General features: G+C 63.9%; 23 protein-coding genes and 1 tRNA gene. 12 read left to right on the forward strand and 12 right to left on the reverse strand.

Features of this window, described 5'->3' with window-relative positions; translation table 11 throughout:
• Positions 1-15: 15 nt before the first annotated feature.
• A complete protein-coding gene (gene acs / locus ACTJKX_RS30985) occupies positions 16-1,962 on the reverse strand; it encodes an acetate--CoA ligase (protein ID WP_440727621.1) in 1,947 nt (648 codons plus the stop codon).
• A 355-nt stretch (positions 1,963-2,317) separates the two neighbouring features.
• On the opposite strand from acs, the gene ACTJKX_RS30990 reads away from it, so the two are divergent.
• On the forward strand, positions 2,318-3,145 hold the full coding sequence (locus ACTJKX_RS30990; RefSeq protein ID WP_311944914.1) for a class I SAM-dependent methyltransferase: 828 nt from the start codon (positions 2,318-2,320) through the stop codon (positions 3,143-3,145).
• A 12-nt stretch (positions 3,146-3,157) separates the two neighbouring features.
• Here the strand turns inward: ACTJKX_RS30990 and ACTJKX_RS30995 are convergent, their stop codons facing one another.
• The 7 genes from ACTJKX_RS30995 to ACTJKX_RS31025 all read right to left on the reverse strand — a co-directional run bounded on the left by ACTJKX_RS30995 (position 3,158) and on the right by ACTJKX_RS31025 (position 12,247).
• Complete coding sequence (locus ACTJKX_RS30995; RefSeq protein WP_394314865.1) at positions 3,158-6,337, reverse strand: efflux RND transporter permease subunit; 3,180 nt, start codon at positions 6,335-6,337, stop codon at positions 3,158-3,160.
• Positions 6,338-6,339: 2 nt separating this feature from the next.
• Positions 6,340-7,554, reverse strand: a complete 1,215-nt coding sequence (locus ACTJKX_RS31000; protein ID WP_440727622.1) for an efflux RND transporter periplasmic adaptor subunit — start codon at positions 7,552-7,554, stop codon at positions 6,340-6,342.
• Between the two features lie 304 nt (positions 7,555-7,858).
• Positions 7,859-9,286 carry a DHA2 family efflux MFS transporter permease subunit gene (locus tag ACTJKX_RS31005; RefSeq protein WP_440727623.1) on the reverse strand — a complete coding sequence of 476 codons (1,428 nt, stop codon included), beginning with the start codon at positions 9,284-9,286 and terminating at the stop codon, positions 7,859-7,861.
• The gene (locus tag ACTJKX_RS31010) at positions 9,283-9,945 is read right to left on the reverse strand and encodes a TetR/AcrR family transcriptional regulator (RefSeq protein ID WP_311934721.1); all 663 of its coding nucleotides are present in this window, start codon (positions 9,943-9,945) and stop codon (positions 9,283-9,285) included. Before ACTJKX_RS31010 ends, ACTJKX_RS31005 begins: the two co-directional genes overlap by 4 nt.
• 154 nt (positions 9,946-10,099) lie before the next feature.
• The gene (gene modA / locus ACTJKX_RS31015) at positions 10,100-10,912 is read right to left on the reverse strand and encodes a molybdate ABC transporter substrate-binding protein (protein WP_440727624.1); all 813 of its coding nucleotides are present in this window, start codon (positions 10,910-10,912) and stop codon (positions 10,100-10,102) included.
• Between the two features lie 241 nt (positions 10,913-11,153).
• On the reverse strand, positions 11,154-11,807 hold the full coding sequence (gene msrA / locus ACTJKX_RS31020) for a peptide-methionine (S)-S-oxide reductase MsrA (protein ID WP_440727625.1): 654 nt from the start codon (positions 11,805-11,807) through the stop codon (positions 11,154-11,156).
• A 119-nt stretch (positions 11,808-11,926) separates the two neighbouring features.
• Positions 11,927-12,247 (reverse strand): hypothetical protein, encoded by a 321-nt coding sequence (locus ACTJKX_RS31025; protein WP_311934724.1) that lies wholly within the window; start codon positions 12,245-12,247, stop codon positions 11,927-11,929.
• Between the two features lie 260 nt (positions 12,248-12,507).
• Between ACTJKX_RS31025 and ACTJKX_RS31030 the strand changes: the two genes are divergently transcribed.
• A tRNA-Ser gene (locus ACTJKX_RS31030) sits at positions 12,508-12,597 on the forward strand.
• 30 nt (positions 12,598-12,627) lie between these two features.
• On the opposite strand, the gene ACTJKX_RS31035 is transcribed toward ACTJKX_RS31030, so the two are convergent.
• The gene (locus ACTJKX_RS31035; RefSeq protein ID WP_311934739.1) at positions 12,628-13,521 is read right to left on the reverse strand and encodes a LysR family transcriptional regulator; all 894 of its coding nucleotides are present in this window, start codon (positions 13,519-13,521) and stop codon (positions 12,628-12,630) included.
• Positions 13,522-13,663: 142 nt separating this feature from the next.
• Here ACTJKX_RS31035 and ACTJKX_RS31040 point away from each other — a divergent pair, with 142 nt between their 5' ends.
• The 3 genes from ACTJKX_RS31040 to ACTJKX_RS31050 all read left to right on the forward strand — a co-directional run bounded on the left by ACTJKX_RS31040 (position 13,664) and on the right by ACTJKX_RS31050 (position 16,416).
• Positions 13,664-14,611 carry an alpha/beta hydrolase gene (locus ACTJKX_RS31040; RefSeq protein ID WP_311934740.1) on the forward strand — a complete coding sequence of 316 codons (948 nt, stop codon included), beginning with the start codon at positions 13,664-13,666 and terminating at the stop codon, positions 14,609-14,611.
• A gap of 54 nt (positions 14,612-14,665) precedes the next feature.
• Positions 14,666-15,628, forward strand: a complete 963-nt coding sequence (locus tag ACTJKX_RS31045; protein WP_440727626.1) for an alpha/beta hydrolase — start codon at positions 14,666-14,668, stop codon at positions 15,626-15,628.
• A gap of 152 nt (positions 15,629-15,780) precedes the next feature.
• On the forward strand, positions 15,781-16,416 hold the full coding sequence (locus tag ACTJKX_RS31050) for a class I SAM-dependent methyltransferase (protein ID WP_394314859.1): 636 nt from the start codon (positions 15,781-15,783) through the stop codon (positions 16,414-16,416).
• Between the two features lie 80 nt (positions 16,417-16,496).
• Here ACTJKX_RS31050 and ACTJKX_RS31055 read toward each other — a convergent pair whose 3' ends face one another.
• On the reverse strand, positions 16,497-16,883 hold the full coding sequence (locus ACTJKX_RS31055; RefSeq protein ID WP_394314858.1) for a YybH family protein: 387 nt from the start codon (positions 16,881-16,883) through the stop codon (positions 16,497-16,499).
• Between the two features lie 400 nt (positions 16,884-17,283).
• Here ACTJKX_RS31055 and ACTJKX_RS31060 point away from each other — a divergent pair, with 400 nt between their 5' ends.
• Positions 17,284-18,690: a purine-cytosine permease family protein gene (locus ACTJKX_RS31060; RefSeq protein WP_311934744.1), complete on the forward strand. Its 1,407-nt coding sequence runs from the start codon at positions 17,284-17,286 to the stop codon at positions 18,688-18,690.
• Positions 18,691-18,938: 248 nt separating this feature from the next.
• On the opposite strand, the gene ACTJKX_RS31065 is transcribed toward ACTJKX_RS31060, so the two are convergent.
• Positions 18,939-19,847 (reverse strand): LysR family transcriptional regulator, encoded by a 909-nt coding sequence (locus ACTJKX_RS31065; RefSeq protein WP_311934745.1) that lies wholly within the window; start codon positions 19,845-19,847, stop codon positions 18,939-18,941.
• Between the two features lie 163 nt (positions 19,848-20,010).
• Between ACTJKX_RS31065 and ACTJKX_RS31070 the strand changes: the two genes are divergently transcribed.
• Genes ACTJKX_RS31070 through ACTJKX_RS31085 form a run of 4 tightly spaced genes read left to right on the forward strand, consistent with a single transcriptional unit; the run spans position 20,011 to position 22,521 of the window.
• Positions 20,011-20,661, forward strand: coding sequence for a DsbA family protein (locus tag ACTJKX_RS31070; protein ID WP_394314857.1), 651 nt, complete (start codon positions 20,011-20,013; stop codon positions 20,659-20,661).
• Between the two features lie 26 nt (positions 20,662-20,687).
• A complete protein-coding gene (locus ACTJKX_RS31075) occupies positions 20,688-21,584 on the forward strand; it encodes an MBL fold metallo-hydrolase (protein ID WP_394314856.1) in 897 nt (298 codons plus the stop codon).
• 47 nt (positions 21,585-21,631) lie between these two features.
• Positions 21,632-22,240: an NAD(P)-dependent oxidoreductase gene (locus ACTJKX_RS31080; protein ID WP_394314855.1), complete on the forward strand. Its 609-nt coding sequence runs from the start codon at positions 21,632-21,634 to the stop codon at positions 22,238-22,240.
• Between the two features lie 35 nt (positions 22,241-22,275).
• Positions 22,276-22,521 carry a hypothetical protein gene (locus ACTJKX_RS31085; protein WP_440727627.1) on the forward strand — a complete coding sequence of 82 codons (246 nt, stop codon included), beginning with the start codon at positions 22,276-22,278 and terminating at the stop codon, positions 22,519-22,521.
• A 13-nt stretch (positions 22,522-22,534) separates the two neighbouring features.
• On the opposite strand, the gene ACTJKX_RS31090 is transcribed toward ACTJKX_RS31085, so the two are convergent.
• Positions 22,535-23,170, reverse strand: coding sequence for a hypothetical protein (locus ACTJKX_RS31090; protein ID WP_440727628.1), 636 nt, complete (start codon positions 23,168-23,170; stop codon positions 22,535-22,537).
• Between the two features lie 355 nt (positions 23,171-23,525).
• On the opposite strand from ACTJKX_RS31090, the gene ACTJKX_RS31095 reads away from it, so the two are divergent.
• Both ACTJKX_RS31095 and ACTJKX_RS31100 read left to right on the forward strand, forming a co-directional pair.
• Positions 23,526-24,839, forward strand: coding sequence for a glycosyltransferase family 4 protein (locus ACTJKX_RS31095; RefSeq protein ID WP_440727629.1), 1,314 nt, complete (start codon positions 23,526-23,528; stop codon positions 24,837-24,839).
• 286 nt (positions 24,840-25,125) lie between these two features.
• A complete protein-coding gene (locus ACTJKX_RS31100; protein WP_440727630.1) occupies positions 25,126-26,208 on the forward strand; it encodes a capsule biosynthesis protein in 1,083 nt (360 codons plus the stop codon).
• Positions 26,209-26,271 lie beyond the last annotated feature (63 nt).

Consider the following 26,271-nt stretch of genomic DNA (forward strand, 5'->3'; position numbering starts at 1 on the left):
CTCAGCCTCAGCCCCTCAACCCTTGGGCTTGTTCTGGCGGTTGGCGATGAGATCCTCCACCACGGTCGGATCGGCCAGGGTGGAGATGTCGCCGAGCGAGCCGAAATCGTCCTCGGCGATCTTGCGCAGGATGCGCCGCATGATCTTGCCGGAACGGGTCTTGGGCAGGCCGGGCGCGAACTGGACGAGGTCGGGCGAGGCGATCGGTCCGATCTCGCGGCGCACCCAGCCGACCAGCTCCTTGCGCAGGGTCTCGTCGCCGCTGGTGCCGGCCATCAGGGTGACATAGGCATAGATGCCCTGGCCCTTGAGGTCGTGGGGATAGCCGACCACGGCCGCTTCCGACACCAGTTCATGCGCCACCAGCGCGCTCTCGACTTCGGCCGTGCCCATGCGATGGCCGGAGACGTTGATGACGTCATCGACGCGACCGGTGATCCAGTAATAGCCGTCCTCGTCGCGGCGGCAGCCATCGCCGGTGAAGTACTTGCCTTTATAGGCGGCGAAATAGGTGTCGAAGAAGCGCTGATGGTCGCCATAGACGGTGCGCATCTGGCCCGGCCAGGAATCGGCGATGACGAGATTGCCCTCGCAGGCCCCCTCCAGCACCTTGCCCTCGGCGTCGACGATCTCGGGGCGCACCCCGAAGAAGGGGCGGGTGGCCGAGCCCGGCTTGAGCCGGGTGGCGCCCGGCAGCGGCGAGATCAGGATGCCGCCCGTCTCGGTCTGCCACCAGGTGTCGACGATCGGGCAGCGATGGTCGCCGACCACCCGGTGATACCATTCCCAGGCTTCCGGATTGATCGGCTCGCCCACGGAGCCGAGCAGGCGGAGCGAGGCGCGCGAGGTCTTCTTCACCGGCTCCTCGCCGGCACCCATCAAAGCGCGGATCGCGGTGGGCGCGGTGTAGAAGATGGTGACCCGGTGCTTGTCGATCACCTCCCAGAAGCGCGACATCGACGGGTAGTTCGGCACGCCCTCGAACATCAGCGTGGTGGCACCGTTACACAGCGGGCCGTAGACGATGTAGGAATGGCCGGTGACCCAGCCCACATCGGCAGTGCACCAGTAGATGTCGCCCTCGCGGTAGTCGAAGACATATTGGTGCGTCATTGCGGCATAGACGAGATAGCCCGCCGTGGTGTGCAGCACGCCCTTCGGCTTGCCGGTGGAACCGGAGGTATAGAGGATGAACAGCGGGTCCTCCGCCGCCATCTCCTCGCAGGGGCACTCGTCGGAGACATTGGCGGCGAGATCCGCATAGAAATGATCGCGGCCGATGACCATCGCCACCGGGGCGCCCGTGCGCTTGACCACGATCACCGAGGAGACCCCGCCCACCTTGGCCAGGGCCGCATCGACATTGGCCTTGAGCGGCACGCGCTTGCCGCCGCGCAGGCCTTCGTCGGCGGTGATCACCACGGTCGAGCCGCAATCGGTGATGCGGCCGGCGAGGGAGTCGGGCGAGAAGCCGCCGAACACGATGGAATGAACCGCGCCGATGCGGGCGCAGGCCAGCATGGCGAAGGCCGCTTCGGGGATCATCGGCAGATAGATGGTGACCCGGTCGCCCTTCTTGACGCCCTCGCCCTTCAGCACATTGGCAAAGCGCTGCACTTCGCTGGCGAGTTCGCGATAGGAGATGTGCCGGCTCTCGGAGGGATCATCACCCTCCCAGATGATGGCGGTGCGATCACCGTGCTCGGCAACGTGACGGTCGACGCAATTCCAGGCGACGTTGGTGGTGCCGTCCTCAAACCAGCGGATCGAGACATCGGGTTCGAAACGGGTATTCTTGACCCTGGTATAGGGTTCGAACCAGCCGATCCTTTTGCCGTGCTCGCCCCAGAAGGCCTCGGGATCGCTGACGGAGGCCTCGTACATCGCCTGGTAGCGCGCATTGTCGACATACGCTTCCTCGGCCCATTCGCGCGGAACGTCGTAGATCTTGGCCTCAGACATGCCTTCCTCCCATCGGCCGGGATCGTGCCGCGGCCTTGAACCCGCGCCGGCTTCGGGGCCGGCGTTTCCTCTGGAGCAAAGCGCGTCTTCGCGAAACGCCCTTTCCCTCCAGCTCCTTGTTTCAAGCCAACCTGATGGCTTGGCTCGGGCGTCCTTGCGACTCCTGGCAATTCCGCCAAAAATCACAAGACGCTTTCTAGAACGCTTATGACAAAGCGCGTGCACAGGGCAAGTCCCCCGCGCGCTCCAGCCGATACTGCGGCGTGTCTGTCATTGCTTGGCCGCCCGCGGTATAGTGAGTGCCGAACTTACGATGCCACCGCTTAATACCATCCCGCCAAGAAAGGATGTGGCCATGGACATCGAAGGCGCCGTCGCCAGCCACTACACGCAAGGTTCGCTCGAACGCACGCTCTTCGCGGCGTTGGAGGCGGCCGGCAAGGATCCGGACCACCTGACCACCGGTGATCTCGCCGGCATCGACGAGTTCCATCTCGGTTGGGCAGCCGCCACGGAAGAGCTCGCCGAGGATCTCGGCTTCACCCACGCCATGCATGTGCTCGATGTCGGCTCGGGTATCGGCGGGCCGGCGCGGCATCTGGCACAGGCGCTCGGCTGCAGTGTCACCGGTATCGACCTCACCGCCGAATTCGTCACGGTGGCTGAGGCGGTGACCCGGCGCTGCCATTTGTCGGGGCGGGTCTCCTTCGTGCAGGGCAGCGCCCTCGCTCTGCCCTTCGAGACCGCGAGCTTCGACGGTGCCACCCTGTTCCATGTCGGCATGAATATCGCCGACAAGGATACGCTCTTTCGCGAGATACGCCGGGTGCTCAGGCCGGGGGCACGCTTCGGCGTCTACGACATCATGCATCAGGGCAAGGGCGACCTGCCCTACCCGATGCCCTGGGCGATGAGTTCGGCCACCAGCTTCGTGGAACCGCCCAGCCGCTACCGCCAGGCCCTGGCCCAGGCCGGCTTCAGCCTGGAGCTCGAGCGCAGCCATCGCGACCTTGCCCTTCGGCTCGGCCGCGAGATGAGGGAGAAGGTCGCCCGCGACGGCCCCTCGCCGCTCGGGCCGCAGGTCCTGATGGGCGAGAACGCCGCCCTGCGCATCGGCAATGTGATGTCGGCCCTCGCCGACGGGCTGATCGCGCCCATCGAGATGATCGTGCGGGCCGGCTGAGAAAGCTCGCTTTCATCGCATCGCCACCGCGCGCGGCTCGGGCAGGACCAGATCCTGGTCCTCCCTCGGCTCTCCCGCCAGGACGGCTTCCGGCGGCTCACTCGGTTCGCCTGAATCGCGGCCGCTTCTCAGCCATTTCGAAAAGCCGTCGAGGTAGAGATAGATCACCGGCGTGGTGAACAGCGTCAGCACCTGGCTGACGATGAGGCCGCCGACCATGGCATAGCCGAGAGGCTGGCGGATCTCTGAACCGGTGCCAGAGCCCAACATCAGCGGGACACCGCCGAGCAAGGCGGCCATGGTGGTCATCAGGATCGGCCGGAAGCGCAGGAGGCAGGCCCGCCTTATCGCCTCCACCGCGCTCATGCGGTGGTCGCGCTCGGCGACGATGGCAAAATCGACCAGCATGATGCCGTTCTTCTTGACGATGCCGATCAGCAGGATGACCCCGATCAGGGCGATCAGGCTGAAGTCGAAATGGAACAGCAGCAGCGTCGCCAGCGCCCCAACGCCCGCCGAAGGCAGGGTCGAGAGGATGGTGAGGGGGTGGATGAAGCTCTCATAGAGAATGCCGAGGATCAGGTAGACCACCACCAGGGCCGCCACGATCAGCATCGGCACCGAGGCGAGCGAGTCCTGGAAGGCCTGCGCCGTGCCCTGGAAGGTCGAGCCGATGGTGGCCGGCAGCTCCATGCGCCTTTCCAGAGCCTCGATGGCAGCCGTCGCCTGCCCGAGCGCCACGCCGGGTGCCAGGTTGAAGGAGATCGTCACCGCCGGGAACTGGCCCTGATGGTTGATGGCGAGCGGGCGGACCGGATCGGTGCTCCATTTCGCAAAGGCCGAGAGCGGCACCTCGCCGCCGGTGGTCGGCGAGCGCAGATAGATCTGCTGCAGCGTCGCCGTGCTCTTCTGCAGCGAGGGTAGCACCTCCAGGATGACGTAATAGGTCGAGAGCTGCGTCGAGAACTGCGCGATCTGGCGCTGGCCGAAGGCATCGTAGAGCGTGGCGTCGATGATGTCGGGCGTCAGCCCGTAGCGGGCGGCCTGGTCGCGGTCGATCGACAGGGTCAGGGTGGTGCCGGATGCCTGCTGGTCGGAGGCGACGTCGCGCAGTTCCGGCATCGCCTTCATCGCCTCCAGCAGCTTGGGTGCCCACTGGTTGAGCTGGTCGATGTCGGTGCCCTGCAGGGTGAACTGGAACTGCGTGCGCGAGGGCCGGCCGCCGAGGCGCACATCCTGGGCCGACTGCAGGTAGAGCCGCGCTCCCTCGACCTTGGCGGTCTGGCGCTGCAGGCGGCGGATCACCTGGTCGGCCGAGGCGCTGCGCTCGTCGCGCGGCTTCAGCGTGATGTACATGGTGCCGTCATTGAGGGTGTTGCCATTGCCGCCCATGCGCATCGCCATATGGGCGATGGCCGGATCCTTGAGCACGATGGCGCCGAGTTCCTCCATATGGCGCGCCATGTCGGCCACGGAGGTATCCTGCGCCGCCTCGACGACCCCGGTGATCAGGCCGGTATCCTGCTGCGGGAAGAACCCCTTGGGTATGATCACGAACAGGTAGCCCGACAGCGCCACCGTGGCGAAGAAGGTCAGCAGGGTGATGAAGCGAAAACGCAGCACGAGATCGAGGCCGCGCTCATAGGCGTTCACCAGGCCCTCGAAGAAGGCCTCGCTGAGCTTATAGAGCCTGCCGTGATGCTCCTCATGAATCGGCTTGAGGAAGCGCGAGGCCATCATCGGCGTCAGGGTCAGCGATACGAAGGCAGAGACCACGATGGTCATGGCGAGCGTGATCGCGAATTCCCGGAACAGCCGCCCGATGATGCCGCTCATCAGCAGGAGCGGTATCAGCACGGCGATCAGCGAGATGCTGATCGACAGGATGGTGAAGCCGATCTCGCCCGCTCCCTTGAGGGCGGCGGCCATCGGCCTCTCGCCCTCCTCGATATGGCGGGTGATGTTCTCCAGCATGACGATGGCGTCGTCGACCACGAAGCCCACCGCGATGGTCAGCGCCATCAGCGAGAGATTGTCGAGGCTGTAGCCCGCCAGCCACATCAGCGCACAGGCACCCAGCAAGGCCAGCGGCACGGTGATCGAAGGGATCACCGTAGCCCATACGCTGCGCAGGAAGACGAAAATCACCATGACGACGAGGCCGATGGTAAGCAGCAGCGTGAACTGCACGTCCTTTACCGCGGCGCGGATGGTCTGGGTACGGTCCGACAGCACCGAGATCTTGATGGCGGGCGAGATGCCGGCCTCCAGGCGGGGCAGCACCTTCATCACGTTGTCGACAGTGTCGATGACGTTGGCGCCGGGCTGCTTGAAGATCACCAGGAAGACGCCGCGCTTGCCGTCGGCCCAGCCGGCCTGGGTGTCGTCCTGGGGCGCGCTGACGGCCTGCCCGATGTCGCGCACGCGCACGGGGCTGCCGTTGCGATAGGCGATGATGACGTCGTTCCAGTCCTTGGCGTCGGTGAGCTGGTCGTTGGCATAGATGGTGTAGGAGCGGGTGGCGCCGTTGAAGGTGCCCTTGGGATTGTTGACGGTGGTGACGGCAAGCGGGGTCCGTACGTCCTCCAGCGACAATCCCTTGGCCACCAGCTTGGCCGGATCGACCTGGACGCGGATGGACGGGGTCTGCTGGCCGCCGACATTGACCTGGCCGACGCCGCCGATCTGGCTGATGGCCTGGGCCAGCTTGGTGAGCGCCTGATCGGAAACCTCGGTCAAGGGCAGCGTGTCTGAGGTGGCACCGAGCAGGAGGATGGGGGAATCGGCTGGATTCACCTTCCGATAGGTCGGCGGGCTCGGCATGTTCTTGGGCAATTGCCCGTTGGCGGCATTGATGGCCGCCAGCACGTCGGCACCGGCGCCATCGATGTTGCGGGAGAGGTCGAATTGCAGGGTGATCTGGGTCGAGCTCGTCTGGCTCGACGAAGTCATCTCCGAAATACCGGGGATCAGCGAGAACTGCGTCTCCAAGGGCTGGGCCACCGACGAGGCCATGGTGGCGGGATCGGCACCGGGCAGGCTGGCGGAGACCTGGATGGTCGGGAAGTCCACTTCCGGCAGCGGCGCCACCGGCAATTGCGGATAGGCGATGATGCCCACGAACAGGATGCCCACCATCAAGAGCGTGGTGGCCACCGGATAGCGGATGAAGGGGGTGGAGATACCGGGCATGGTCAGTCCGCCTTCCCTGCATCGCCGCCTGTCGGCAAGGCGGCCTGGTCGGCAATCTTGCCGTCCGGGGACGGCAACTGCCGCGCTTCTACCTCCGCGCCGTTCTGCAGGCGCGCCTGGCCGGAGACCACGACCTTCTGCCCCGCCGTCAGGCCCTGGCTGACCACGGCACGGCCATTGCCGCTCATGCTCACCTGGATCGGTGTCGCCACGGCCTTGCCGTCGTCGCCGATCACATAGGCAAAGAGGCCCGATGGCCCATGCTGGACGGCATCCTCGGGCACCACGAGAACCTGCCTGAGCGTGTCCAACAGCAGTCGGGTGTCGACCGACAGGCCGGGCCAGAGCGCATTGTCGGCATTGTCGAAACGTGACTTCAGGCTGATCGTACCCGTCGCCTGGTTGACGGTGTTGTCGATCACCGCCAGCGTGCCGCGCGAAAGAACGGTCTGGCCATCGGAAGTGAGGGCCTCAACCGGGGCCGGCCCGCGTTCGAACGCCCTGGCGATCGCCGGCAACAGATCCTGCGGTTCGGTGAACTGCACCGCGATGGGCTGGAGCTGGGCGATGGTGACGATGCCGTTCTGGTCGGCGGCATGCACGATGTTGCCCGGATCGATCTGGCGGAAGCCTGTGCGACCCGTGAAGGGTGCCTTGATGGTGGTGTAGTCGAGATTGGTGCGCGCATTGGCAATGGCCGCGTCATCCCCCTCTATCTGGGCCTTGACCTGGTCTACCAGGGCCTGCTGGGTATCGACGGCCTGCTGCGATTCGAAGCTCTTCTGGGCAAGGTTCTGGAAGCGCTGCAAGTTCAGCTGGTCGTTCCTGAGGCTGGCCTCATCCTGCGCCTTCTTGGCGACCGCCTGGTCCAGCGCGGCCTGGTAGGGGCGCTTGTCGATCTCCACCAGGGCATCGCCCTGCTTGACCATCTGGCCCTGCTTGAAGAACACCCGGGTGATCTCCCCGTCGACCCGGCTTCTGACCGTCACCGTCTTGAAGGGTGAGACCGTGCCCAGGCCGTCGACCTCGACCGGATAGTCGGCTTTCACCACCGGTGTGAAGGTCACCGGCACCTTGGCGGCGGGCGCGGCCTGGGCCTGGGGTGCCGGCGCGGCCTGCGCCAGATGGCGCCAGGCCGCATAGCTTCCCAGCCCGACCACCAGGACTGCCAGTCCGGCGGGCCAGCGGCGCCGTCTGCGTTCACGTTCGATATTCATGGGTCCGATCCGTCGAATCGCGCCTGCCTGCAAGCGCGCATGCTCTGAGTGGAACTTCCCGGCGAGGCCCGCGGACGGGCCTCGCCTGGAAGCGCCGCAAATGTCGGCGCCTTGCCGGTCCCTCTCGGTCGGGCCGTGACTCGATCGAGAGGAATCGGCTTGGGGTTCGAACCCGATTTGGGGCGGTGATGACGACGGAAGTGTGGGCCAGTGTTAAGGGATGTTTCTGCCCGCTTTCGATTGGTGTCTGGAGGGGCCGGATCACCCCATCGTGATACCCCGTGATGGGGTCAGACCCGCCGTTTCACTCCGCTGCGGCAGGCGTCCGCGGCACCGGCGCAGGCGCGAGCAACTCGCTGCCGACATTACGCGGCAGGGTGAGGAAGATCAGGCCCGAGGTCATGGCGATCACGCCGATCATCAGGAACACGGGCGGGAAGACCGGCGCGGTGAGATGGCTGGCCCCGTTGAGATGCATCGAGGTCTCCAGCGCCAATGCCGCGATGGAAACGCCGACCGATCCCGCCAACTCCTGCAGCACCGAGGTCATCGAGGTGACCCGGCCCATCAGCTCGGGTGGAATGTCCGAGACGCCGGCAGTGTTGATCGAGGTGAATTGCAGCGAACGGGTGAAGCCGGCGGCAAGCAGGGTGAGCGAGATCAGCAGCACCGGCATGCCGGCATGGAACAAAGCGGGGGCGGCCACCAGGCAGGAAGACAGCACGGCGTTCCAGGTCAGCACCCGGCGGAAACCGAGCCGGCGCAGGATCGGCCCGGCCAGGGCCTTCATCGCCATGGCGCCGGCACCGGTGGCAAGCGTCAGCAGGCCCGACTGGAACGGGCTGAAATCGAAGCCGAGCTGGAAATAGAGCGCCAGCAGGAAGGGCGTGGCGCCGACGCCGATGCGGAACAGGAAGCCGCCGCCGATGGCGGCGCGGAAGGTCGGAAAGCGCAGCAGCCTCAGTTCGATCAGCGGGTTGGCGACCCGCCCGGCATGGTGGACATAAAGGCCGATCAGGGCGAGGCCTGCTACGGCCAGGCCGATATTGACGCTGGCCGGCACCACATCGAGGCCCGACAGCGTCGCCCCGCCTATCAGGGCAACCAGGCCCGGGGCCAGGATGAGGAAGCCGACGAGGTCGAAGGGCCGGCGCTCGTCCTCGCGCACATTCGGCACATAGAGGCTGGCGAGGACGATGCCGAGCACGGCGATGGGAATGTTGATCCAGAAGATCAGGCGCCAATGGAAATAAGTGGTGATGAAGCCCCCGAGCGGCGGCCCGCTGAGCGGGCCGAGCAGGGCCGGCAGGGTCAGCCACATCATGGCGTTGACGAGATCGTGCTTGGGCGTGGTCTTGAGGATGATCAGCCGGCCCACCGGCGTCATCATCGCCCCGCCCATGCCCTGGACGATGCGGGAGGCCACCAGTTCGGTGAGGTTGGAGGACAGGCCGCAGGCAATCGAGCCGAGGCCGAACACCACGATGGCGGCACGGAACACGGTGCGGGCCCCGAAGCGGTCGGCCATCCAGCCGGAGGTCGGGATGAAGATGGCCAGCGAGAGCAGATAGGAGGTGAGGGTGAGCTTGAGATAGATCGGGCTGGTACCGAAATCGCGCGCGATCGTGGGTAGCGCCGTCGACAGCACCGTCGAGTCCAGGTTCTCCATGAACAGGCCGGTAGCGATGATCAGCGGCAGCAATCGGCCCTGCGATTTCAGCCCCTCGCTCACGAGGGCACTCTCCCCTTGCGGCCACGCCTGCCAGGTTCGAGCCGGGTGACCCGTCCTTCCGGCACCGGCCGTCCCTGGGCAATGCCGTTTAGCGCCATGTCGACCACGTCGCGCGTCACCTCGATGTCGGAGAGGTAGTCGGCGCCCACGCCGATCCAGGCCATGCCGATCAGCAGCCGCGCCGCCATGTCGGCGTCATAGATCCGGGCCTCGCCGCGGCGCTGGGCCTCCTCGATCACGGTGATCAGGCGCTGGGCGATGGCGCCGCGGCGACGGCGAAAGATGCGCCGCTTGGAGTTCTCGCCCTCGTTGAGGTCGCGGATGGTGCTGAGATGGGTACGCACAGTGGGCACGATCTCCGCGACGAGATAGGTCAGGCGCTCGCGGAAATTGCCCTCGCGCAGCAGGGCCGTGTCGAGCCGAACCTCGAGATCGTCGAGCGTCTGGGCAAACACCGCTTCGAACAGGGCTTCCTTGCTGGTGAAATAGCGATAGACGGTGGCCTTGCCGATGCCGGCCTCGAAGGCGATGTCATCGACCGAAGCGGAGTCATAGCCCTGCCGCGCGAAAATGCGCCCGGCGGCGTCCAGCAGATTGTTGCGCCGAACGTCACGCCAGTGCTCTTCTCCGGAGGACTTGTCGTCCGTGCGCTGCTCCATGATGGCCCCGAATCAAAACCCGCTGGTTACGGATAAAACCAGCGAGTCTCATTTCTTGCCCGAATTCCGGCAAAATTGGGAGAGGGGGAAGCGGGAGATCGGACACAATCGAGTGAGGATTGTTGCCGGACGATGAAGCAGGTCCCTCCCGGCCCTACTCCTTCAGCAGCGTGAATCCGGCCTTGGCGAAGGGTTTCTGCCCATCCGCCGTCTTGAGATAGTCCAGAAAGCCGGCAGCATCGGCATTGTTGGACGACGCCGTCAGGCCGAAGGGATAGACGATCGGCTCATGCGAATCCTCGGGGAAGGTGGCGACGACCTTCACCTTCGGATCGGCGGCCGCATCGGTGGCGTAGACCACGCCGAACTTAGCCTCGCCGCGCGCGACCAACGCAAGGGCAGCCCGGACATTGTCGGTCTGCGCGAATTTCGGCTCGACGGCCTTGAGGATGCCGAGTTTTTCGAAAGCGGCCCGGGCATATTTGCCGGCCGGCACCGTCTTCACTTCGCCCACTGCGATCTTGCCCTCGCCGATGGCGCCGGCGAGATCGACCCCGGGCTTGAGTTCGACCGTCGTAGCGGCATCGGAGGGCGCGATCAGCACCAGGGCGTTGCCGAGCAGCTTCACCACGCTGCCTTCCTTGATCAGCTTCTTGTCGACGCCGTATTTCATCCAGTCGAGGTCGGCGGAGGCGAAGACTTCGGCCGGCGCGCCCTGCTCGATCTGCTTCATCAGCGCCGAGGAAGCGGCATAGGAGATCACCACCTTCTTGCCCGAGCTTGCGGTCCAGGCCTTGGCTGCTTCGTCGAGCGATCCCTTGAGGCTGGCGGCGGCGAAGACCGTGACGTCACCGCCCCCGGCCTGCGCAGCCTTGGCGGCGGAGGCGTCCTCGGCCCGCGCCATGGCGGGCGCGAAAACGAGACTGACGGAAAGGGCCAGAAAAGCCCGGCGGGCAAAGCGAAGCATGATGAGATCCCCTAAAGCGTTTTGCGATTTGGTGGAGTCACCAAGAATCGCAAAGACGCGTCGAACCAAAGAGTTAGAGCAAACAAGCGTTCATGCTTGAACGCGCTTTGCTCTAGCAGCCATGATGGTTATATATCAAGGGATATAGCGACGAGGGAGAGAGCGCAAGGCGGGCCGGCAGGCGCGAATGTCGCGCCTGCCGCGTGTTGGACGCAAGTGGCGGGCAGATTGCCCGCCCCCTTCAAGCCGCGACGCCCACGCCGATCGGACAGGAGACGCCGGTACCGCCCAGGCCGCAATAGCCTGCCGGGTTCTTGGCGAGATATTGCTGGTGATAGGCTTCCGCATAATAGAAGGGCGGTGCCGCCAGTATCTCGGTGGTGACGGCGCCATAACCCTTGGCCGCCAGCGCCTCGTTGTAGCGCGCCTTGGCCGCCTCGGCCGCCTGGCGCTGCGCCTGGCTGGTGACATAGATGCCCGAGCGATATTGCGTGCCGATATCGTTGCCCTGGCGCATGCCCTGGGTGGGATCATGCGCCTCGAAGAACACCTTCAGCAGTTGGTCGTAGGAGATGGTCTTGGGGTCGAACACCACCTTCACCACCTCATTGTGCCCGGTGAGGCCGGAACAGACCTCCTCATAGGTGGCATTGGGGGTGAGGCCGCCGGCATAGCCCACCGCCGTGACCAGCACGCCCGGAGTCTGCCAGAATTTGCGCTCGGCGCCCCAGAAGCAGCCGAGGCCGAAATAGGCCGTCTCGCTACCCTCGGCATAGGGCCCCTTCAGGGCCGCGCCGTTGACGAAATGGGTATCCGCCGTCTCGATGGCCTCGCCGCGCCCCGGCAGGGCTTCGTCGGCGGAGGGAAACGCCGTCTTCTTGCGAAAGCCGAACATGGTTCTTCCTTCCTGTTCTTATGGTCAAGTTCTATGGCTACCTGGCCAATATGGGGGTGCGGACCGCCCTTGTCAGGGGCCCTTTCATCACGGATGCGTCAGCCCGGCGACACTGCCCCTCACAGATGCGAGACATAGCCGATCCGGCTCGCGGGCGGACGTCCCAGCCAGAAGAACAGGGCCGAGGCCAGCGCCAGAACCAGGGCGAAGGGCAGGCCGAGCAGGGGCGAAACCAGATTGTTCCACAAGAAGACCGAGAGCGAGGCCTCCACCCAGGCGCGCATGCGGTCGAAGCTGGCCGGGCCGAGCCAGAGCCAGACCGCACGCACCGGCAGGAAGACGAGATGATTGTCGGCGATCGAACGCGTACCGTCGACCACCGCAGCCACGAAGGCGGCGGCGGCCAGGAACAGGCCGAGCGAACGAGCCAGGAAACGCATCACGCACTCCAACACTGCACGCGCCTGCCGAGGAGGGCAGGACTCGCAGCAGTCTAGCGCAGGGCCTCCCCCGCGCGTAGGAAATTCGGGCTCGAAGGTGAACGGTCTTTCCAGATGCGAGCGGGAGGTCTGCATCCGGCCCAAACCAAGCCTGTGTCGGCGCACAGGGCCTGCGGACCGAATGAAAGCGCTTTCCCTTTCAAAAAACTGCAATCCCCCGTTTACAAACTGCGCCGACATCGCCATAAGCACCGCTCGACGGAAGGGTGGCCGAGTGGTTGAAGGCGCACGCCTGGAAAGTGTGTATACGGGAAACCGTATCGCGGGTTCGAATCCCGCCCCTTCCGCCACTTTGACCCGAGTTTTCCAGGACTTGGTCTTCATTCCCGAAAGCGCAGAGTCTCTACGAACAGAGTGAACGCAGCAGATGCGTGCCGTCTGTGCGGATAGTAGAGATGGTAGCCCGGCAGGTCGGGGGTGAATTTGCCCAACACCCGCACCAGGCGACCGGAATCCAGGTGAGGCTGAACCTGATCCAGCGGCAGATAGGCAAGGCCATGGCCATCCAGCGCAGCGTCGAGGATCAGGTCTATGGTGTTGAGGACGAGCGGCCCGTCGATCCGCACCCGTGTTTCCCGTCCGCCACGCATCAGCCGCCAGCCGTTCAGCGTGCCGGAGGTCGGCAGGCGCAGATTGATGGCGCGATGGTCGATCAGTTGTCCCGGTGACGCCGGAGCCGGATGCAGGCGAAAATAGCCGGGGGCGCCGACGATCGCCATCGGAGTATCCGGGCCGATACGCGTGGCGATCATGTCCTTGGCAATGTCTCCTCCCAGCCTGACACCCGCGTCGAAGCGGTCGGCGACGACATCCGCCAAGCCGTAGTCGATGGTGATCTCGACCGTGATGTCCGGATTGTCGGGAAGCAACCGCTTCATGGCCGGAACGATGATCGTCTTGGCCGCGTGCTCGACCGTGGTGATGCGGATCGTACCGGAAGGCCGGTCGCGCAGATCGCGGAGCGAGGTCACCGCGGCATCGAGATCATGCAGCATGGGTCCGAGGGTGGCGATCAGGCGCTCACCGGCCTCGGTAGGCGCCACGCTGCGCGTCGTGCGCGACAGCAGCCGCATTCCCAGCCGTTCCTCGATCCGCCGGACGATCTGGCTCAGCGCGGATTGCGCCATGCCGAGACGCTGCGCCGCCTTGGTGAAGCTGCGCTCCTCGGCAACGACGACAAAGGCCGCCAGGTCGGCGATCTCATCCCGTCGCATTCATCACCTCGATGATAGGCCCAATAAGAATTATCCGTCTAATCCACACAATCTTTCTGGCCTAGATTCACGGCATCGGCAAGGCGCGCTTCTGAAGACCCGCGCGCCGGACCACAAAAGCTTCAATGGAAGGAGAGTGGAGATGGGCAAGATCAGCTTCGCCAATTCGAACAACAAGACGATCGCCATGGCGGCAGTGATCGATTTTCCCGAAGGTTTCGACGAAAAGAAGCGCTATCCGGCCATCGTGGTCTCGCATCCAGGCGGCGGCGTGAAGGAACAGACCGCCGGCACCTATGCCAGGAAGCTCGCCGCGCGGGGTTTCGTCGCCATCGCCTACGATGCCTCCTATCAAGGCGAAAGCGGCGGCGAACCCCGCCAGCTCGAAAACCCCTATATCCGCACCGAGGACGTCAGCGCCGTCATCGACTATCTGACCACTCTGCCTTACGTCGACAAGGAGCGGATCGGTGCCATGGGCATCTGCGCCGGCGCCGGCTACACGGCCAATGCCGCGATCCAGGACCGCCGCATCAAGGCGATTGGCACGGTCAGCGCTGTCAACATCGGCTCGATGTTCCGCAATGGCTGGGAAAACAACGTCAAGTCGATCGATGCACTGCCCTATGTCGAGGCCGGCTCGAACGCGCGCACGGCGGATGCTGGCAGCGGCACGATCGCCACCATGCCGCTCGCTCCGCTGAAGGAAGCGGACGCACCGAACGAAGAACTGCGCCAAGCCTGGGAATATTATCATACGCCCCGCGCGCAGTGCTCGACGGCACCCGGCGTAGCGACACTGCGCAGCCTGAACCAGATCATCACCTACGACGCCTATCACATGGCGGACGTCTATCTCACCCAACCAATCCAGATCGTGGCCGGCAACCTGGCAGGCAGCAAATGGATGAGCGACGACCTGTACGACCGCGCAGCCAGCACCGACAAGCAGTTCCACCTCGTCGAGGGCGCCAACCACATGGACCTCTACGACGGTGAGAGGTTCGTCGACGAGGCCGTGTCCGTGCTCGCGCCTTTCTTCCAGGCGAAACTTTCAGGCGACACCGCCGCGAGACAGGCCGCCGAGTAACAAGGAAGTACAGACATCGGGCGCACAGCCCGCCCGATCCGACAGGAGAGACCCATGGAAACCGTGCGCATTCGCAATCCCGGCATGTATTGGGACATCGCGGCAAATCTGCACTTCCCACCCAATTTCGATGCCAGCAAGCACTATCCGGCGGTGGTTTCAAACCACCCCATCGGTAGTTGCAAGGAACAGACCTCCGGCAACATCTATGGCGCAGCGCTAGCGAAGGCTGGTTTCGTGGTCATCGTCCCCGATGCCAGCTTCCAGGGCGGCAGCGGCGGTGAACCGCGCTGGATCGAAGATCCCGAACAGCGCGTGAAGGACTATCGCGACGTCATCGATTATCTCCAATCCCTGCCCTATGTCGACGCCGACCGGATCGGCATTCTCGGCATCTGCGGCGGTGGCGGCTATTCGATCAAGACCGCGATCATCGACAAACGGATCAAGGCACTGGTCAGCATCACCGGCGTGAACTTCGGGCGGCTGATGCGCGAAGGCTTCAGCAATTTCGATCCGGTCGGTGCACTCGAAGCGATGGCTGTGCAGCGCAGCGCCGAGAATGCGGGTGCAAGCCAGCGGATCGACATCTTCCTGCCCGCCAGTGTGGAACAGGGGAAGGCCGCCGGCATCACGGACATCGACGTGCTGGAGGCGACCGACTACTACCGCAACCGTTGCCCAGCCGAAGGATCGGGCACGCGGATGCTGTTCTCGCACGCCGCCCCCGCGATGGCGTGGGATGCTTTCGCCTTCGCCGAAACGCTGTTGACTCAGCCAATGATGGTGGTGGTCGGCGACAAGCCCGGCGGGTTCGGCGCCTATCGCGACGGCATGGAAATCTATGGCCGCGCCGCCTCCAAGAACAAGCAAATGGTCGTGGTCGATGGCTGGTCGCATTATGACCTCTATGACCATCCAGTGCCGACCGGGGTTGCGTTGGAGCGCGTCGTTCCCTTCCTCGTACAGCATCTCGGCGAAGCCGCGGTCTCCCGCGTGACGAAACCCGCCGCGTGAGGCCATAGGGCACAATCCCCGCAAGGCAGGTTGTGCCCGCGCTTTCGTTTTCCGCCCTTCGCCTTCTTACCGCCATCGAACGGCGCCATGAAAACCGGCCATCCGCACCATGGCGTTTCTCCGGCAAGGATCTCGGCGAGGAGCTTTCCATCATGAGCCTGGCCAGCGACGCGCGTTTCTGGGACCGGAGTTCGCGTAAATACGCCAGGAGCGCGATTGCCGATCAGGCCGGCTATGAGCGCACGCTGGAGCGGACCCGGGCCCTGCTGGAACCGGGCGACAGGGTGCTGGAACTGGGGTGCGGCACGGGCACGACGGCCCTTCGGCTCGCGGGGGGCGTTCAGGCCTATCTCGCGACCGATATCTCCACCGGCATGATCGCCATCGCCGAAGAGAAACACGCCGCCGCCTCCATCCCGGCCCTGGCTTTTCGCGTCGCGACCGCCGAGGCGCTCATGCCCGATGCCGGCGCGTTCAACGCGGTTCTCGGTTTCAACTATCTGCATCTGGTTCGCGACCTTCCCGGCACGCTGGGCTGCATCCATGCCCTGCTGGCGGCAAAGGGCCTGTTCATCGCCAAGACGCCCTGTGTCGGTGAGATGAATCCGCTCATCCGGCTTGCCCTGCCCCTCATGCGTGCGATCGGCCAGGCACCTTATGCCGGCGTGTTTCGGGCTTCGGAACTCAGCCGGTGGATATCCGCTGCCGGCTTCGAGATCCTTGCCATCGAGAACCATGCAGGCAAGGGGGACGACAACCGCCCCTATATCGTGGCGCGCAAGGCCTAGAGCAAAGCGCTATGGGCGCAAAGCGAGGCTGCTCCCATCCGATTTCAGCCAGACAGCCATTTCAGCGCCGCCGAGGCGCCTCAGCCCGATAACGTGGCCAGGAGATTGGCGTCGCGCGCCAGGCGCCACCGGCCATCGGCCTCCCTGCGCAGCAGCGTGAGCGTATAGCCTGATCGGCGGATGGCGCTGCCGCCGGGCGGCGTCGCCGTGATGTCGATATGGTTGCGGATGAAGGCCCAGTCGCCCAGCAGCTTCAATTCGGCAATCTCGCTGCTGCCTTCCATCTTCACCCCGTCGAGCCCCTTGAATGCCGCCACGAAGGCTTCCTTGCCGAAGGGTTCCCGGCCCGGGACCATGAAGACGACATCGTCCGTCATCAGGTCGAGGATCGCGGCGAGATCGCCTCGCCTGCTTGCCTGCATCCAGCCCTCGACCACGCTCCGAATGGCTTTCTCGTCATCGTTCATGCGGAATTCCTCGGCGTTTTGGTGCGGCACGGGATTGCAACATATTGCCCCGGCAGAACAACGCTCGGAGCCAGGATGTTCCCATGTCTGCGCCAGGGCACGACGGGCATCATCCTTCTTCCGACTATGGTCTGCCGCTGCTCGGCCATCACCCTGATCGGGATGGAGGAAAGAGGCATGCTCAGGCCCGTCCGTCACGCGATGTCGGTCGAACAGGGGCGCCTTTGTTACGGCCCCCGCCTTGCGCACGAGGACCATCGCCGGCGGGACCCGCGCCCCGCAACGCGCGGTTTCTGCCGCAGAATCCCCCTTGACTCTGCTCTTTCCCGCGCGCATTGAAATAACTTGTATATACATATTCTATCATAGTATTTGCACATCAGCTCTTGGGAGGGGCGGCATGGCGGCAGAGACGGGCGCGATCGAAAAACGGACGATCGACCGGATTCCGGAGGGCGAGCGGCATGGCTCTCCCTTCAACCAGTTCACCTTGTGGTTCGGCGCGAATCTGCAGATCACCGCGGTGGTCGACGGCGCGCTCTCGATCGTGTTCGGTGCCGAAGCGCTCACGGCTATCATCGGCCTGGCTATCGGTAACCTGCTCGGTGGCGCGGTGATGGCCCTGCATTCGGCGCAGGGTCCGCGGCTCGGCCTGCCGCAGATGATCTCCTCCCGCGCCCAGTTCGGCGTGAAGGGCGCCACCCTGCCACTCCTCCTCACCGTGGTGATGTATCTGGGCTTTGCGGCCACCGGTACCGTGCTCTCCGGCCAGGCCATCAACCTGATGTTCGGCGTGGAGAACCCGGCCTTCGGCATGATCGCCTTCGGCGTCATCACCGTGATCGTGGCGGTGATCGGCTACAATCTCATCCATGTGATCGGCCGGATCGCCACCGTGGTCGGCATCCTCGGCTTTGCCTATCTCACCTTCAAGCTGTTCGGGCAGTACAATGTCGCCGATGCCTTCGGCCAGAAGCCCTTCACCATGGCGACCTTCCTGCTCGCCATCGCGCTCGGCGCCGGTTGGCAGCTGACCTTCGCACCCTATGTCGCCGATTATTCGCGCTACCTGCCTTCCTCCACCCCGGCCTCGGTAACCTTCTGGTCGACGCTGCTCGGCTCGGCCGTGGGCGCCCAGATCGCCATGACCTTCGGCGCCGTGGTGGCGGCCCTCGGCGGCAAATTCCTGGCCAATCAGGTCGGCTTTCTCGGCGAGCTCGCCGGCCCGGGCGTAGCCGTGCTGGTCTATGTCGTCATCGTCACCAACAAGCTGACGGTGAACTGCCTCAATGCCTATGGCGGCTCGATGACCCTGCTCACCACCGTGAGCGCCTATGCTGGCCAGCGCAGTGTGTCGCAGGCGGCCCGCATGGCCTATATCCTCTTGTTCGTGGCCGGCTCGGTGGCGATCGCCTTGTTCGCCAGCGCCCACTTCCTCTCGGCCTTCAAGAATTTCATGCTGCTGCTGCTGGCCGTATTCGTGCCCTGGAGTGCGGTGAACCTCGTCGACTACTATTTGATCTCCAAGGAGAAGGTCGACGTTCCCGCCCTCTACGACGCCTCCGGCCGCTATGGCGCCTATAACTGGACGGCGCTCGGCTGCTATCTCTTCGGCGTGCTGATCCAGATCCCGTTCCTGAACCAGGCCCTCTATGAGGGGCCGATCGCCAAGATGCTCGACGATGCCGACATCTCCTGGATCGTCAGCCTGGTGGTGACCTCGGTGGTCTACTACGCCCTGGCCCGAGGGGGCGCCAACGTCCCCAACGAGATGATCCTGCCGGAGGAAAAATCTGCACGGGCGTGAGGGGTGCATTCCCCACGTCAATAAACTTGCGCCGCCCCTCCCCCCTTACCCTCTCCCCGTAAACGGGGCGAGGGACGCACAAGTGTCGCGAGTAATCATCATATCTCTCATCTCGATCGACGGTTGGGCGAGATGAAGCTGTTTCAATACAGGCGCATCGCCAAAGCCCCCCTCGCCCCGCTTCTTGCGGGGAGAGGGTAAGGGTGAGGGGCGGCCGAAACGATGCTGATTGCGGCCATTTCCGTCACCTACGGCTTGCTCCGTGCCCGCTCGAGGCCCTTGAGGATCTCCACGAACAAGCGCACCTTGGCCGGGCGGAAACGCGCGGCCGGGTAGACCACATGGATGCCGCCCGCGGGCAGTGTCCAGTCGGCCAGCAGGCGGACGAGCCGGCCGGCGGCGATGTCGCCGGCAACCAGGAAATCCGGAAACACCGACAGGCCCGCCCCCGCCAGCACCATGGCATAGGAAGTGGGCGTCTTGTCCGCGTCGACGACGGCGGTGACCTCCACCGTCTCCCGCTCCCATTCTCCGCGCGAGAAGAGCCAGCGCGTCGGCGTGCGCAAGGCATGGTTTGCCACGAAGGGCAGCCCTGCCAGGCCCTTCGGGTCGAGATCGGCGGGCAGGCGAGCAGCAAGCGCCGCCGAGCAGACCAGATGCTGCTGGAACGTGCCGAGCCTCTGGGCCTGGTTCGAGGAATCGGCCAGCCAGCCGACGCGCACGGCGACATCCACCTGCGCATCCACCAGATCCACCAGGGTATCGTCGAAGGCGACCGCCACCCGCATATGGGGAAAGCGCTCGCGAAAGGCGGCGATGGCGGGCGCGACCACCGCGCCGCCATAGTCGATCTGCGCCGCCAGGGTGAGAGTGCCGGTCGGCTCGGCTGCGTCCTTGGAAATCTCCCCGAAGGCGGATTCGGCCTCGCGCAGGATCAGGGCGGCGCGGTCATAGAAGGCGCGTCCCGCCTCCGTCGCCTGCAGGCGGCGGGTGGTGCGCAGGATCAGGGTGACGCCGAGCTCCTCCTCGAGCTTGCCGACCTGGTGGCTGACCACCGCCTTGGCAACGCCGAGCCTCTCCCCCGCTGCCGTGAAGGAGCCGGTCTCGATCACCGCGGTGAAGAAGGCGAGCCGGTTGAGATTGAGAAGCTCGGACATCGTCTCCTGCACCTGAGACCCTGTCTCCGGCCTTGCTGGCGGCGGACAAAGGGGATGCGGTTCGCATCACGCCCATTGTCTGATTCAATCAGACACTCTGTCAAATTGTTCGGCATTTTTCTGACGCAATTGGCAGCCCATGTTTCGCGGCGAGGAGATTTCGATGTCCACGCCGCTTTCTTCCGACCCGACCGTGACCTATCTGTTCGATCCGCTCTGCGGCTGGTGCTATGGCGCCTCGCCGATGCTGCAGCGCCTGCGCGCCGCGGGGGTCTCCGTCAGCCCCGCACCGACCGGCCTGTTCACGGGGTCGGGCGCCCGGCCGATGGATGCGGGCTTTGCCGCCTATGCCTGGTCCAACGACCAGCGCATCGAGCGCCTCACCGGCCAGCCTTTTACCGAGGCCTACCGCAATCAGGTGCTGGATGCCGAAAACGGCCTGTTCGATTCGGGCCCGGCCACGCTGGCGCTATCAGCCGTGGCCCTGGCCGAACCGGAGCGCGAACTCGACGCCCTCGCGGCCATCCAGGCCGGGCGCTATGTCGAGGGCCTGGACACGACGTCCCTCGCCTGCCTCGTCGCCATCCTGCGCGAGGCGGGCTTCCCGGCCGCCGCCGACCGCCTCGCCACGCCGGACGAAGCGCTGCTCGCCGCCAACCGCGCCCGCATCGCGCAAGGGCGAGCCCTGATGGCCAGCCTCGGCGCCCAGGGGGTGCCGGCCCTCGTCACCCGGCAGGACGGGCGGCAGCGGCTGATCGCCTCCAACGCCCTGTTCGGCAGTTTCGACAACCTCGTTTCCCATCTCAACGCCTGACCGACATCGACCGGAGAGACAGACCTGTGATCAGCAGACGCGACACAATCAAGCTTGCCGCCCTCTTCGGCGCCGGCGCCCTCTTCCCCCTCGCGCCGGCCGAAGCCGCCGGCGGCAAGCTCGCCTGGCGTGCCTTCCAGGCCGACGAGGCAGGCTTTTCGCGCATGCCTGTGCTGCTAACGGGCCGCAAGGAGGCCATCCTGCTCGATGGCGGCTTCACCCTCTCGGACGGCCGCAAGCTGGCTGAGGCCATCAAGGCCAGCGGCAGGACGCTGACCACCATCTATGTGAGCTGCCCGGACCCCGATTATTATTTCTCCCTGCGTCCGGTGGTGGAGGCCTTCCCCGCCGCCAAGGTGATCGCCAAGCCGGTGACGGTCGCCTCGATCAAGGCCAGCGTCCAGGGCAAGCTCGAGGTCTGGGGCCCCAAGCTCGGCGACAACGGCCCGCGCAACCTGGCCGAGGTGGTGATCCCCACCCCATCCGACCTCACCGCGCTCGACCTCGAGGGCCATCGCATCGAGATCGTCGAAGTGCCCGACATGCATGACCGGCGCTATCTGTGGGTACCCGACCTCAAGGCCGTGTTCGGTGGCGTGCTGGTCAGTTCCGGCGGCCATGTCTGGCTGGCCGACAATGCCGACGCTGCCTCCCGGCAGGCCTGGCTGCGGGCGCTCGATGCCATCGCCGTCCGCAAGCCCAAGATCGTGGTGCCGGCCCATCACGCCGAAGGCGCTCCCGAGGGTCTCGCCGCGGTCAAATTCACCCGCGACTATATCGCCGCCTTCAACCGCGAGGCCGAGAAGGCCAAGGACAGCGCGGCGCTGATCGAGGCGATGAAGGCGCTCTATCCCAAGCTCGGCGGCCTCGACTCGCTCGATCTGAGCGCCAAGGTCGTCAAGGGCGAGATGAAATGGGGCTGACCGCCCCGTCTCGCGCCAAGAATTCCCGCAACCGAAAGGAAAGCCAGATGAAAATCGCCCTGATCGGCGCCACCGGCAATGCCGGCTCGCGCATCCTCGCCGAACTCGTCAGCCGCGGCCATGAGGTCACCGCCATCGTCCGTCATCCCGAAAAGGTGCCTGCTAACCCGAAGGTCACGGCCCGCAAGGGCGACATCCACGACAAGGCCGGCCTTGCCGCTTTGCTTGCGGGCCATGACGCGGTCATCTCGAGCGTGCATTTCACCGCCAGCGATCCCCATACCCTGATCGAGGCAGTGCGCGCTTCCGGCGTGAAGCGCTATCTCGTGGTCGGCGGCGCCGGCAGCCTGGAAGTCGCCCCCGGGGTCACCCTGGTGTCGACGCCCGAATTCCCGGCCATCTACAAGGAAGAGGCGACCAAGGGCGCCGAGTTCCTTGGCATCCTGCGGGCGGAGAAGGATCTCGACTGGACCTTCCTCTCCCCCTCGGCCCTGTTCGTGCCGGGCGAGCGTACCGGCAAGTTCCGCCTGGGCGGCGACCGACTCCTGACCAACGACAAGGGCAGCAGCATCTCCTTCGAGGACTATGCCATCGCTTTGGCCGACGAAATCGAAAAGCCCGCCCACAGCCGGGCGCGCTTCACCGTCGGCTACTGACGGGCGGGAGTCTCGTCCAGCGCCGCGAGTAGCCGGTGATAGCTCGGCGCCAGGGTCCGCAAGATCCTGGCGGCAGCCGGGCCGTCTCCCGCGACGAGCGGCTGCTGCAGGTTCCCGATCAGCCGAGTCCGCTCGTCCATGACGGCGGCCGTACCGTTCTCATCGGCACGAACGAGGCAAGCCGCGCCATCGACGGCCTGCCTTGCGCCGACCCGCACCGCGACGTGGGCGAAGTGGCCGTGGAGATCCTCGTCCAGCCCGCTTTCCGGCCGCTCCGCTAGCGCCAGGGCGGCTTCACCATTGCCGAGGCTGCCCCGGGGCCACCTGCAATGCCCCGGTCATCGACAGCCAATGCCGCCCTTGTGGGATGGCTTCCCGAATCGCCGCCACCTCATCGACGGCCCGCTCCAGCACGAAACGCGTGCGCATCGTATAGGGCTCGCCGTAATCACCCCTCTCGGCACGCCAGGCCGCTATGAAATCCGCCAGCGGCGGGCTGGCATAGAGATAGCCCTGCGGATCGTGCATCAGCACCCGTTCCTCGGCGACTTCAAGCTCCACGGCATAGTGATCTGCACCGATCGGTCCCGTCATGCCCGGCTGATGCACTAAATGGCCGATCTCGAGCGGGCCGCCCCAGGCCGGCTCCTCACTCAGCGCCGCTTCCAGCCGCGCAAGCGCCTCACCGGCGCTGCTGCCACTCTCGCGCCACAAGCGCCAGCCGAGCACGGCGAGCGCAGCCTCGAAACTCGCCTCGGGCGTCCAGCCATAGGGATCGAAAAAGGGCAGGCCGCCCGGGAGCACCTGCATGCCGAAAGGGCTGGAGGTCGCGAACTCGATCACCGCCGTCGACTGTGCCGTCGCACCGAACATCATGGCAAAGGAATTGGCGTAGCAATAAGGGCCGGAGTCGACATACGGACAATGCATGCTGTCTCGTCTCGCCGAATGAGTATGGAGACGCGCCAAGGGCGGCAAATTTCAGGGAATTGTCAATTCAATCGGCACCGACAGACACCGCCCGGAATGGCTTTCGATCCAGTACCGAACTGCTCATCACCGGCACTGATTACCATCAAATGCACTCCCACACACTGAATGGTAATTTATTACTTACGCTGCGGTATATTAGTAATGATCGACCGAATATTCAGATAAATGAACGGCATCTTTCTGCCATGAATCTGATAGAAAGCATGTTGGGGAACCTCTCGGGTCTTCCGGAGAAGCAAAACCTAGCGTAAGCCGCTCAAGATGCTGCCATCAACGACAGATTGGATGCCCTTTGCCCCAGCGAATCCTAATTGAGTGCTTCAATCTGGCATTGACGAGTGGAACCGGTATAAAGACCTATGCATCGAATCTCGCACGAATCGCCAATACGCTTGGCTATGAGACCGAGGCGCTTTTCCAATCTCCCGCCCGACTTCAGCAGGGAGATCCAATCCTCACCGAGATTTCCTTTCACGAAGGCAAGAAGAGGCGGGGTTGGAGGGAGAAATATATCCGCACCCCCTTCGAGACCCTTTTTGGGAAGCCCTTCGGCATTCGGGCCGATGCCGTGCCCCAATCAGGCCTGATCCTGAAACAGGATCCCATGCTGGAACCGTTCGCACGCGTGTTCGCAGCTCATCAATTCACCCTGGCGGCCCGGCGTCACTTTTCACGTTATGGCACACTTGCAACCTTGAAACTGGCCTCGGCTCCGCACCTCTTCCATGCCACGCATCCAGTTCCGGTCAGAGTCCCCGGCGCCGCAAACATCTACACGATACATGACCTTGTTCCGCTCAAATTGCCGAACGCGACGCTCGACAATAAGAAATATTACTTCGAATCAATGAAAGAAATATGCCAAAAAGCGGATCATATCATAACAATATCGGAAACATCTAAAAAAGATATCATCTCTATAATAGGAATACCTGAATCAAAAATAAGCGTTACGTATCAATCAATTGAAATACCAGAGAATTTAATCAACAAAACCCAAGACAATATCGAAAAATTGCTTCAAAATTCCTTCTCTTTGGAGCGAGGCGAATATTTTCTGTTTTTCGGCGCTCTTGAGCCCAAAAAAAATGTCTCGCGTCTGATAGACGCCTATGTCGCCTCCGGCGTGTCCGCCCCATTGGTCATCGCTGGCGGACTCGGGTGGGACTACAAGACCGAATTAAGGCAGATCAACAGCGAGAACTTCTCAAGCTGGCGCATCACCGAGAACCAGATCATACGCGAGCGGAAAGTACGGCGGTTCGGGCATTTGCCACTCAGCCACCTCACAGCCCTGATTCAAGGCGCGAAGGCCGTGTTGTTTCCATCTCTCTACGAAGGATTTGGCCTTCCGGTTCTGGAAGCGATGATGCTCGGCGCTCCCGTCATGACGTCTAATGTATCGTCTCTGCCCGAGGTCGCGGGGGATGCGGCCCTGCTGGTCAACCCCTATGACCTCGAGGAAATGGCGAGCGCCATTGCCGCATTGGACAATGATCAGGATCTTCGGTCAGATCTTGTCAGCAGAGGAAAGGAACGCGTTCGGCATTTTTCGATGGAGAATTACAGCAAGCGCGTCGCAGAGGTATATGGAGCGCTGCTATGATTGATGCACGCCGCGTTTACCTTCAAGAGAAACGCCCCAGTGCCTTGCGACAGGATGAACACACGTCCGTCACAATCAATGCATTCAATGCCTCGAACGATTTCTGCCATCGAGTTCATAGGCCGTCGAGTTTCATCGATTTAGGCCATCCATATTGCATGTGCTCATCCAGGCGCATTGTCTCCTCGTAAGCAAGCAAGATACGACCTTGTCTCATACAGCCGCCCTTCCCCCTCCCGGTGCACGGCAAAGAGCCAGGCCTTCGCTTGGCCTCATTCGAGATTATATGCGCAAGCGCCTGCTCTGGCTGGCGGTCGTGATCGCGCCGACCCTGGCGGCTGTCATCTATTACGGCCTCTGGGTTACGCCCCGCTACGTGTCGGAAGCGGAGTTCGTCGTCAGAGGTCTCTCATCGAGCCGACTCACCGGTCTAGACGCCCTGTTCAAGACGTTCGGTATTGCCAGAACCGTTGACGATACGAATATCGTCCAAAGCTATATATTGTCTCGGGATGCCGTGAATCAGTTGCAGTCCGATATTGATATACGGGCCATATTCTCCGATCCTCAGGCCGACATGTTCTCGAGGTTCCCAAGATTTTGGGAAAGTAACAGCTTCGAGGGCCTCTACGCGCATTATGCCTGGCGCGTGAAAGTCATTCAGGACACCACGCGCGGCATCAGCACCGTCCACGCCGAGGCATTTCGGGCAGAGGATGCACAACGCATCGCCTCACAGGTGCTGACGTTGGCCGAGCGCCTCGTCAATCGCCTCAACGAACGTGCCCAGGCGGACGCGACCCGGAGCGCGGAGGAAGAAGTCCAGCGCGCGGAACAACGCGTTCTGAACGCACAGATGCAACTCACCCAGTTTCGTAACGCGGCGACACTGGTCGACCCCGCCAAGTCGTCGAGTTCGGCCTTGGATACGATTACAGCTCTGACCAGGGACCTCGTGCAGGCCCAGGCCCAAATTCAGCAACTCCAGCAGACGTCGCCGTCGACACCGCAGATTGCAGTGTTGCAGGCACGTATCGAAGCCTTGAAGGGTCGCATCGAAACCGAACGCGGAAAGCTTGCCGGCAATGACGGGTCCCTTGCGGCCAAGGTATCGACTTATGAGACCCTGACGCTCAATCGCGATCTTGCCGATAAAAGCCTTGCCGCCGCGACCCTGTCGCTCGAGAGCGTGCGTTCGGAAGCCCGCCGGCAACAGATCTATATCGAGAAGATCGCGCAGCCCAATCTTCCCGACGAACCGACGGAGCCTCGCCGCCTGCGCCTGATCATCACCGTGCTCATGACAGCCCTGATGAGCTACGCCGTCATCTGGATCCTGAGTGTCGGGGCCAAGGAGAAGGCGCAATGAGCAGCATCGGATCGGCGCCGACACCATCGCTCTGGCACTCCTTTCGCCTGCAGTCGCGTATCA

This window comes from Labrys sp. 22185 (assembly GCF_052045555.1).
In the GTDB taxonomy this organism is placed as follows: Bacteria; Pseudomonadota; Alphaproteobacteria; order Rhizobiales; family Labraceae; genus Labrys; species Labrys neptuniae.

What these genes read in the sequence shown, in the direction of transcription:
- acs (WP_440727621.1), bottom strand. Translation starts at nt 1,962, where the DNA reads ATGTCTGAGGCCAAGATCTACGACGTTCCGCGCGAATGGGCCGAGGAA.
- ACTJKX_RS30990 (WP_311944914.1), top strand. Translation starts at nt 2,318, where the DNA reads ATGGACATCGAAGGCGCCGTCGCCAGCCACTACACGCAAGGTTCGCTC.
- ACTJKX_RS30995 (WP_394314865.1), bottom strand. Translation starts at nt 6,337, where the DNA reads ATGCCCGGTATCTCCACCCCCTTCATCCGCTATCCGGTGGCCACCACG.
- ACTJKX_RS31000 (WP_440727622.1), bottom strand. Translation starts at nt 7,554, where the DNA reads ATGAATATCGAACGTGAACGCAGACGGCGCCGCTGGCCCGCCGGACTG.
- ACTJKX_RS31010 (WP_311934721.1), bottom strand. Translation starts at nt 9,945, where the DNA reads ATGGAGCAGCGCACGGACGACAAGTCCTCCGGAGAAGAGCACTGGCGT.
- modA (WP_440727624.1), bottom strand. Translation starts at nt 10,912, where the DNA reads ATGCTTCGCTTTGCCCGCCGGGCTTTTCTGGCCCTTTCCGTCAGTCTC.
- msrA (WP_440727625.1), bottom strand. Translation starts at nt 11,807, where the DNA reads ATGTTCGGCTTTCGCAAGAAGACGGCGTTTCCCTCCGCCGACGAAGCC.
- ACTJKX_RS31025 (WP_311934724.1), bottom strand. Translation starts at nt 12,247, where the DNA reads ATGCGTTTCCTGGCTCGTTCGCTCGGCCTGTTCCTGGCCGCCGCCGCC.
- ACTJKX_RS31035 (WP_311934739.1), bottom strand. Translation starts at nt 13,521, where the DNA reads ATGCGACGGGATGAGATCGCCGACCTGGCGGCCTTTGTCGTCGTTGCC.
- ACTJKX_RS31040 (WP_311934740.1), top strand. Translation starts at nt 13,664, where the DNA reads ATGGGCAAGATCAGCTTCGCCAATTCGAACAACAAGACGATCGCCATG.
- ACTJKX_RS31045 (WP_440727626.1), top strand. Translation starts at nt 14,666, where the DNA reads ATGGAAACCGTGCGCATTCGCAATCCCGGCATGTATTGGGACATCGCG.
- ACTJKX_RS31050 (WP_394314859.1), top strand. Translation starts at nt 15,781, where the DNA reads ATGAGCCTGGCCAGCGACGCGCGTTTCTGGGACCGGAGTTCGCGTAAA.
- ACTJKX_RS31055 (WP_394314858.1), bottom strand. Translation starts at nt 16,883, where the DNA reads ATGAACGATGACGAGAAAGCCATTCGGAGCGTGGTCGAGGGCTGGATG.
- ACTJKX_RS31060 (WP_311934744.1), top strand. Translation starts at nt 17,284, where the DNA reads ATGGCGGCAGAGACGGGCGCGATCGAAAAACGGACGATCGACCGGATT.
- ACTJKX_RS31065 (WP_311934745.1), bottom strand. Translation starts at nt 19,847, where the DNA reads ATGTCCGAGCTTCTCAATCTCAACCGGCTCGCCTTCTTCACCGCGGTG.
- ACTJKX_RS31070 (WP_394314857.1), top strand. Translation starts at nt 20,011, where the DNA reads ATGTCCACGCCGCTTTCTTCCGACCCGACCGTGACCTATCTGTTCGAT.
- ACTJKX_RS31080 (WP_394314855.1), top strand. Translation starts at nt 21,632, where the DNA reads ATGAAAATCGCCCTGATCGGCGCCACCGGCAATGCCGGCTCGCGCATC.
- ACTJKX_RS31090 (WP_440727628.1), bottom strand. Translation starts at nt 23,170, where the DNA reads ATGCATTGTCCGTATGTCGACTCCGGCCCTTATTGCTACGCCAATTCC.
- ACTJKX_RS31100 (WP_440727630.1), top strand. Translation starts at nt 25,126, where the DNA reads ATGCGCAAGCGCCTGCTCTGGCTGGCGGTCGTGATCGCGCCGACCCTG.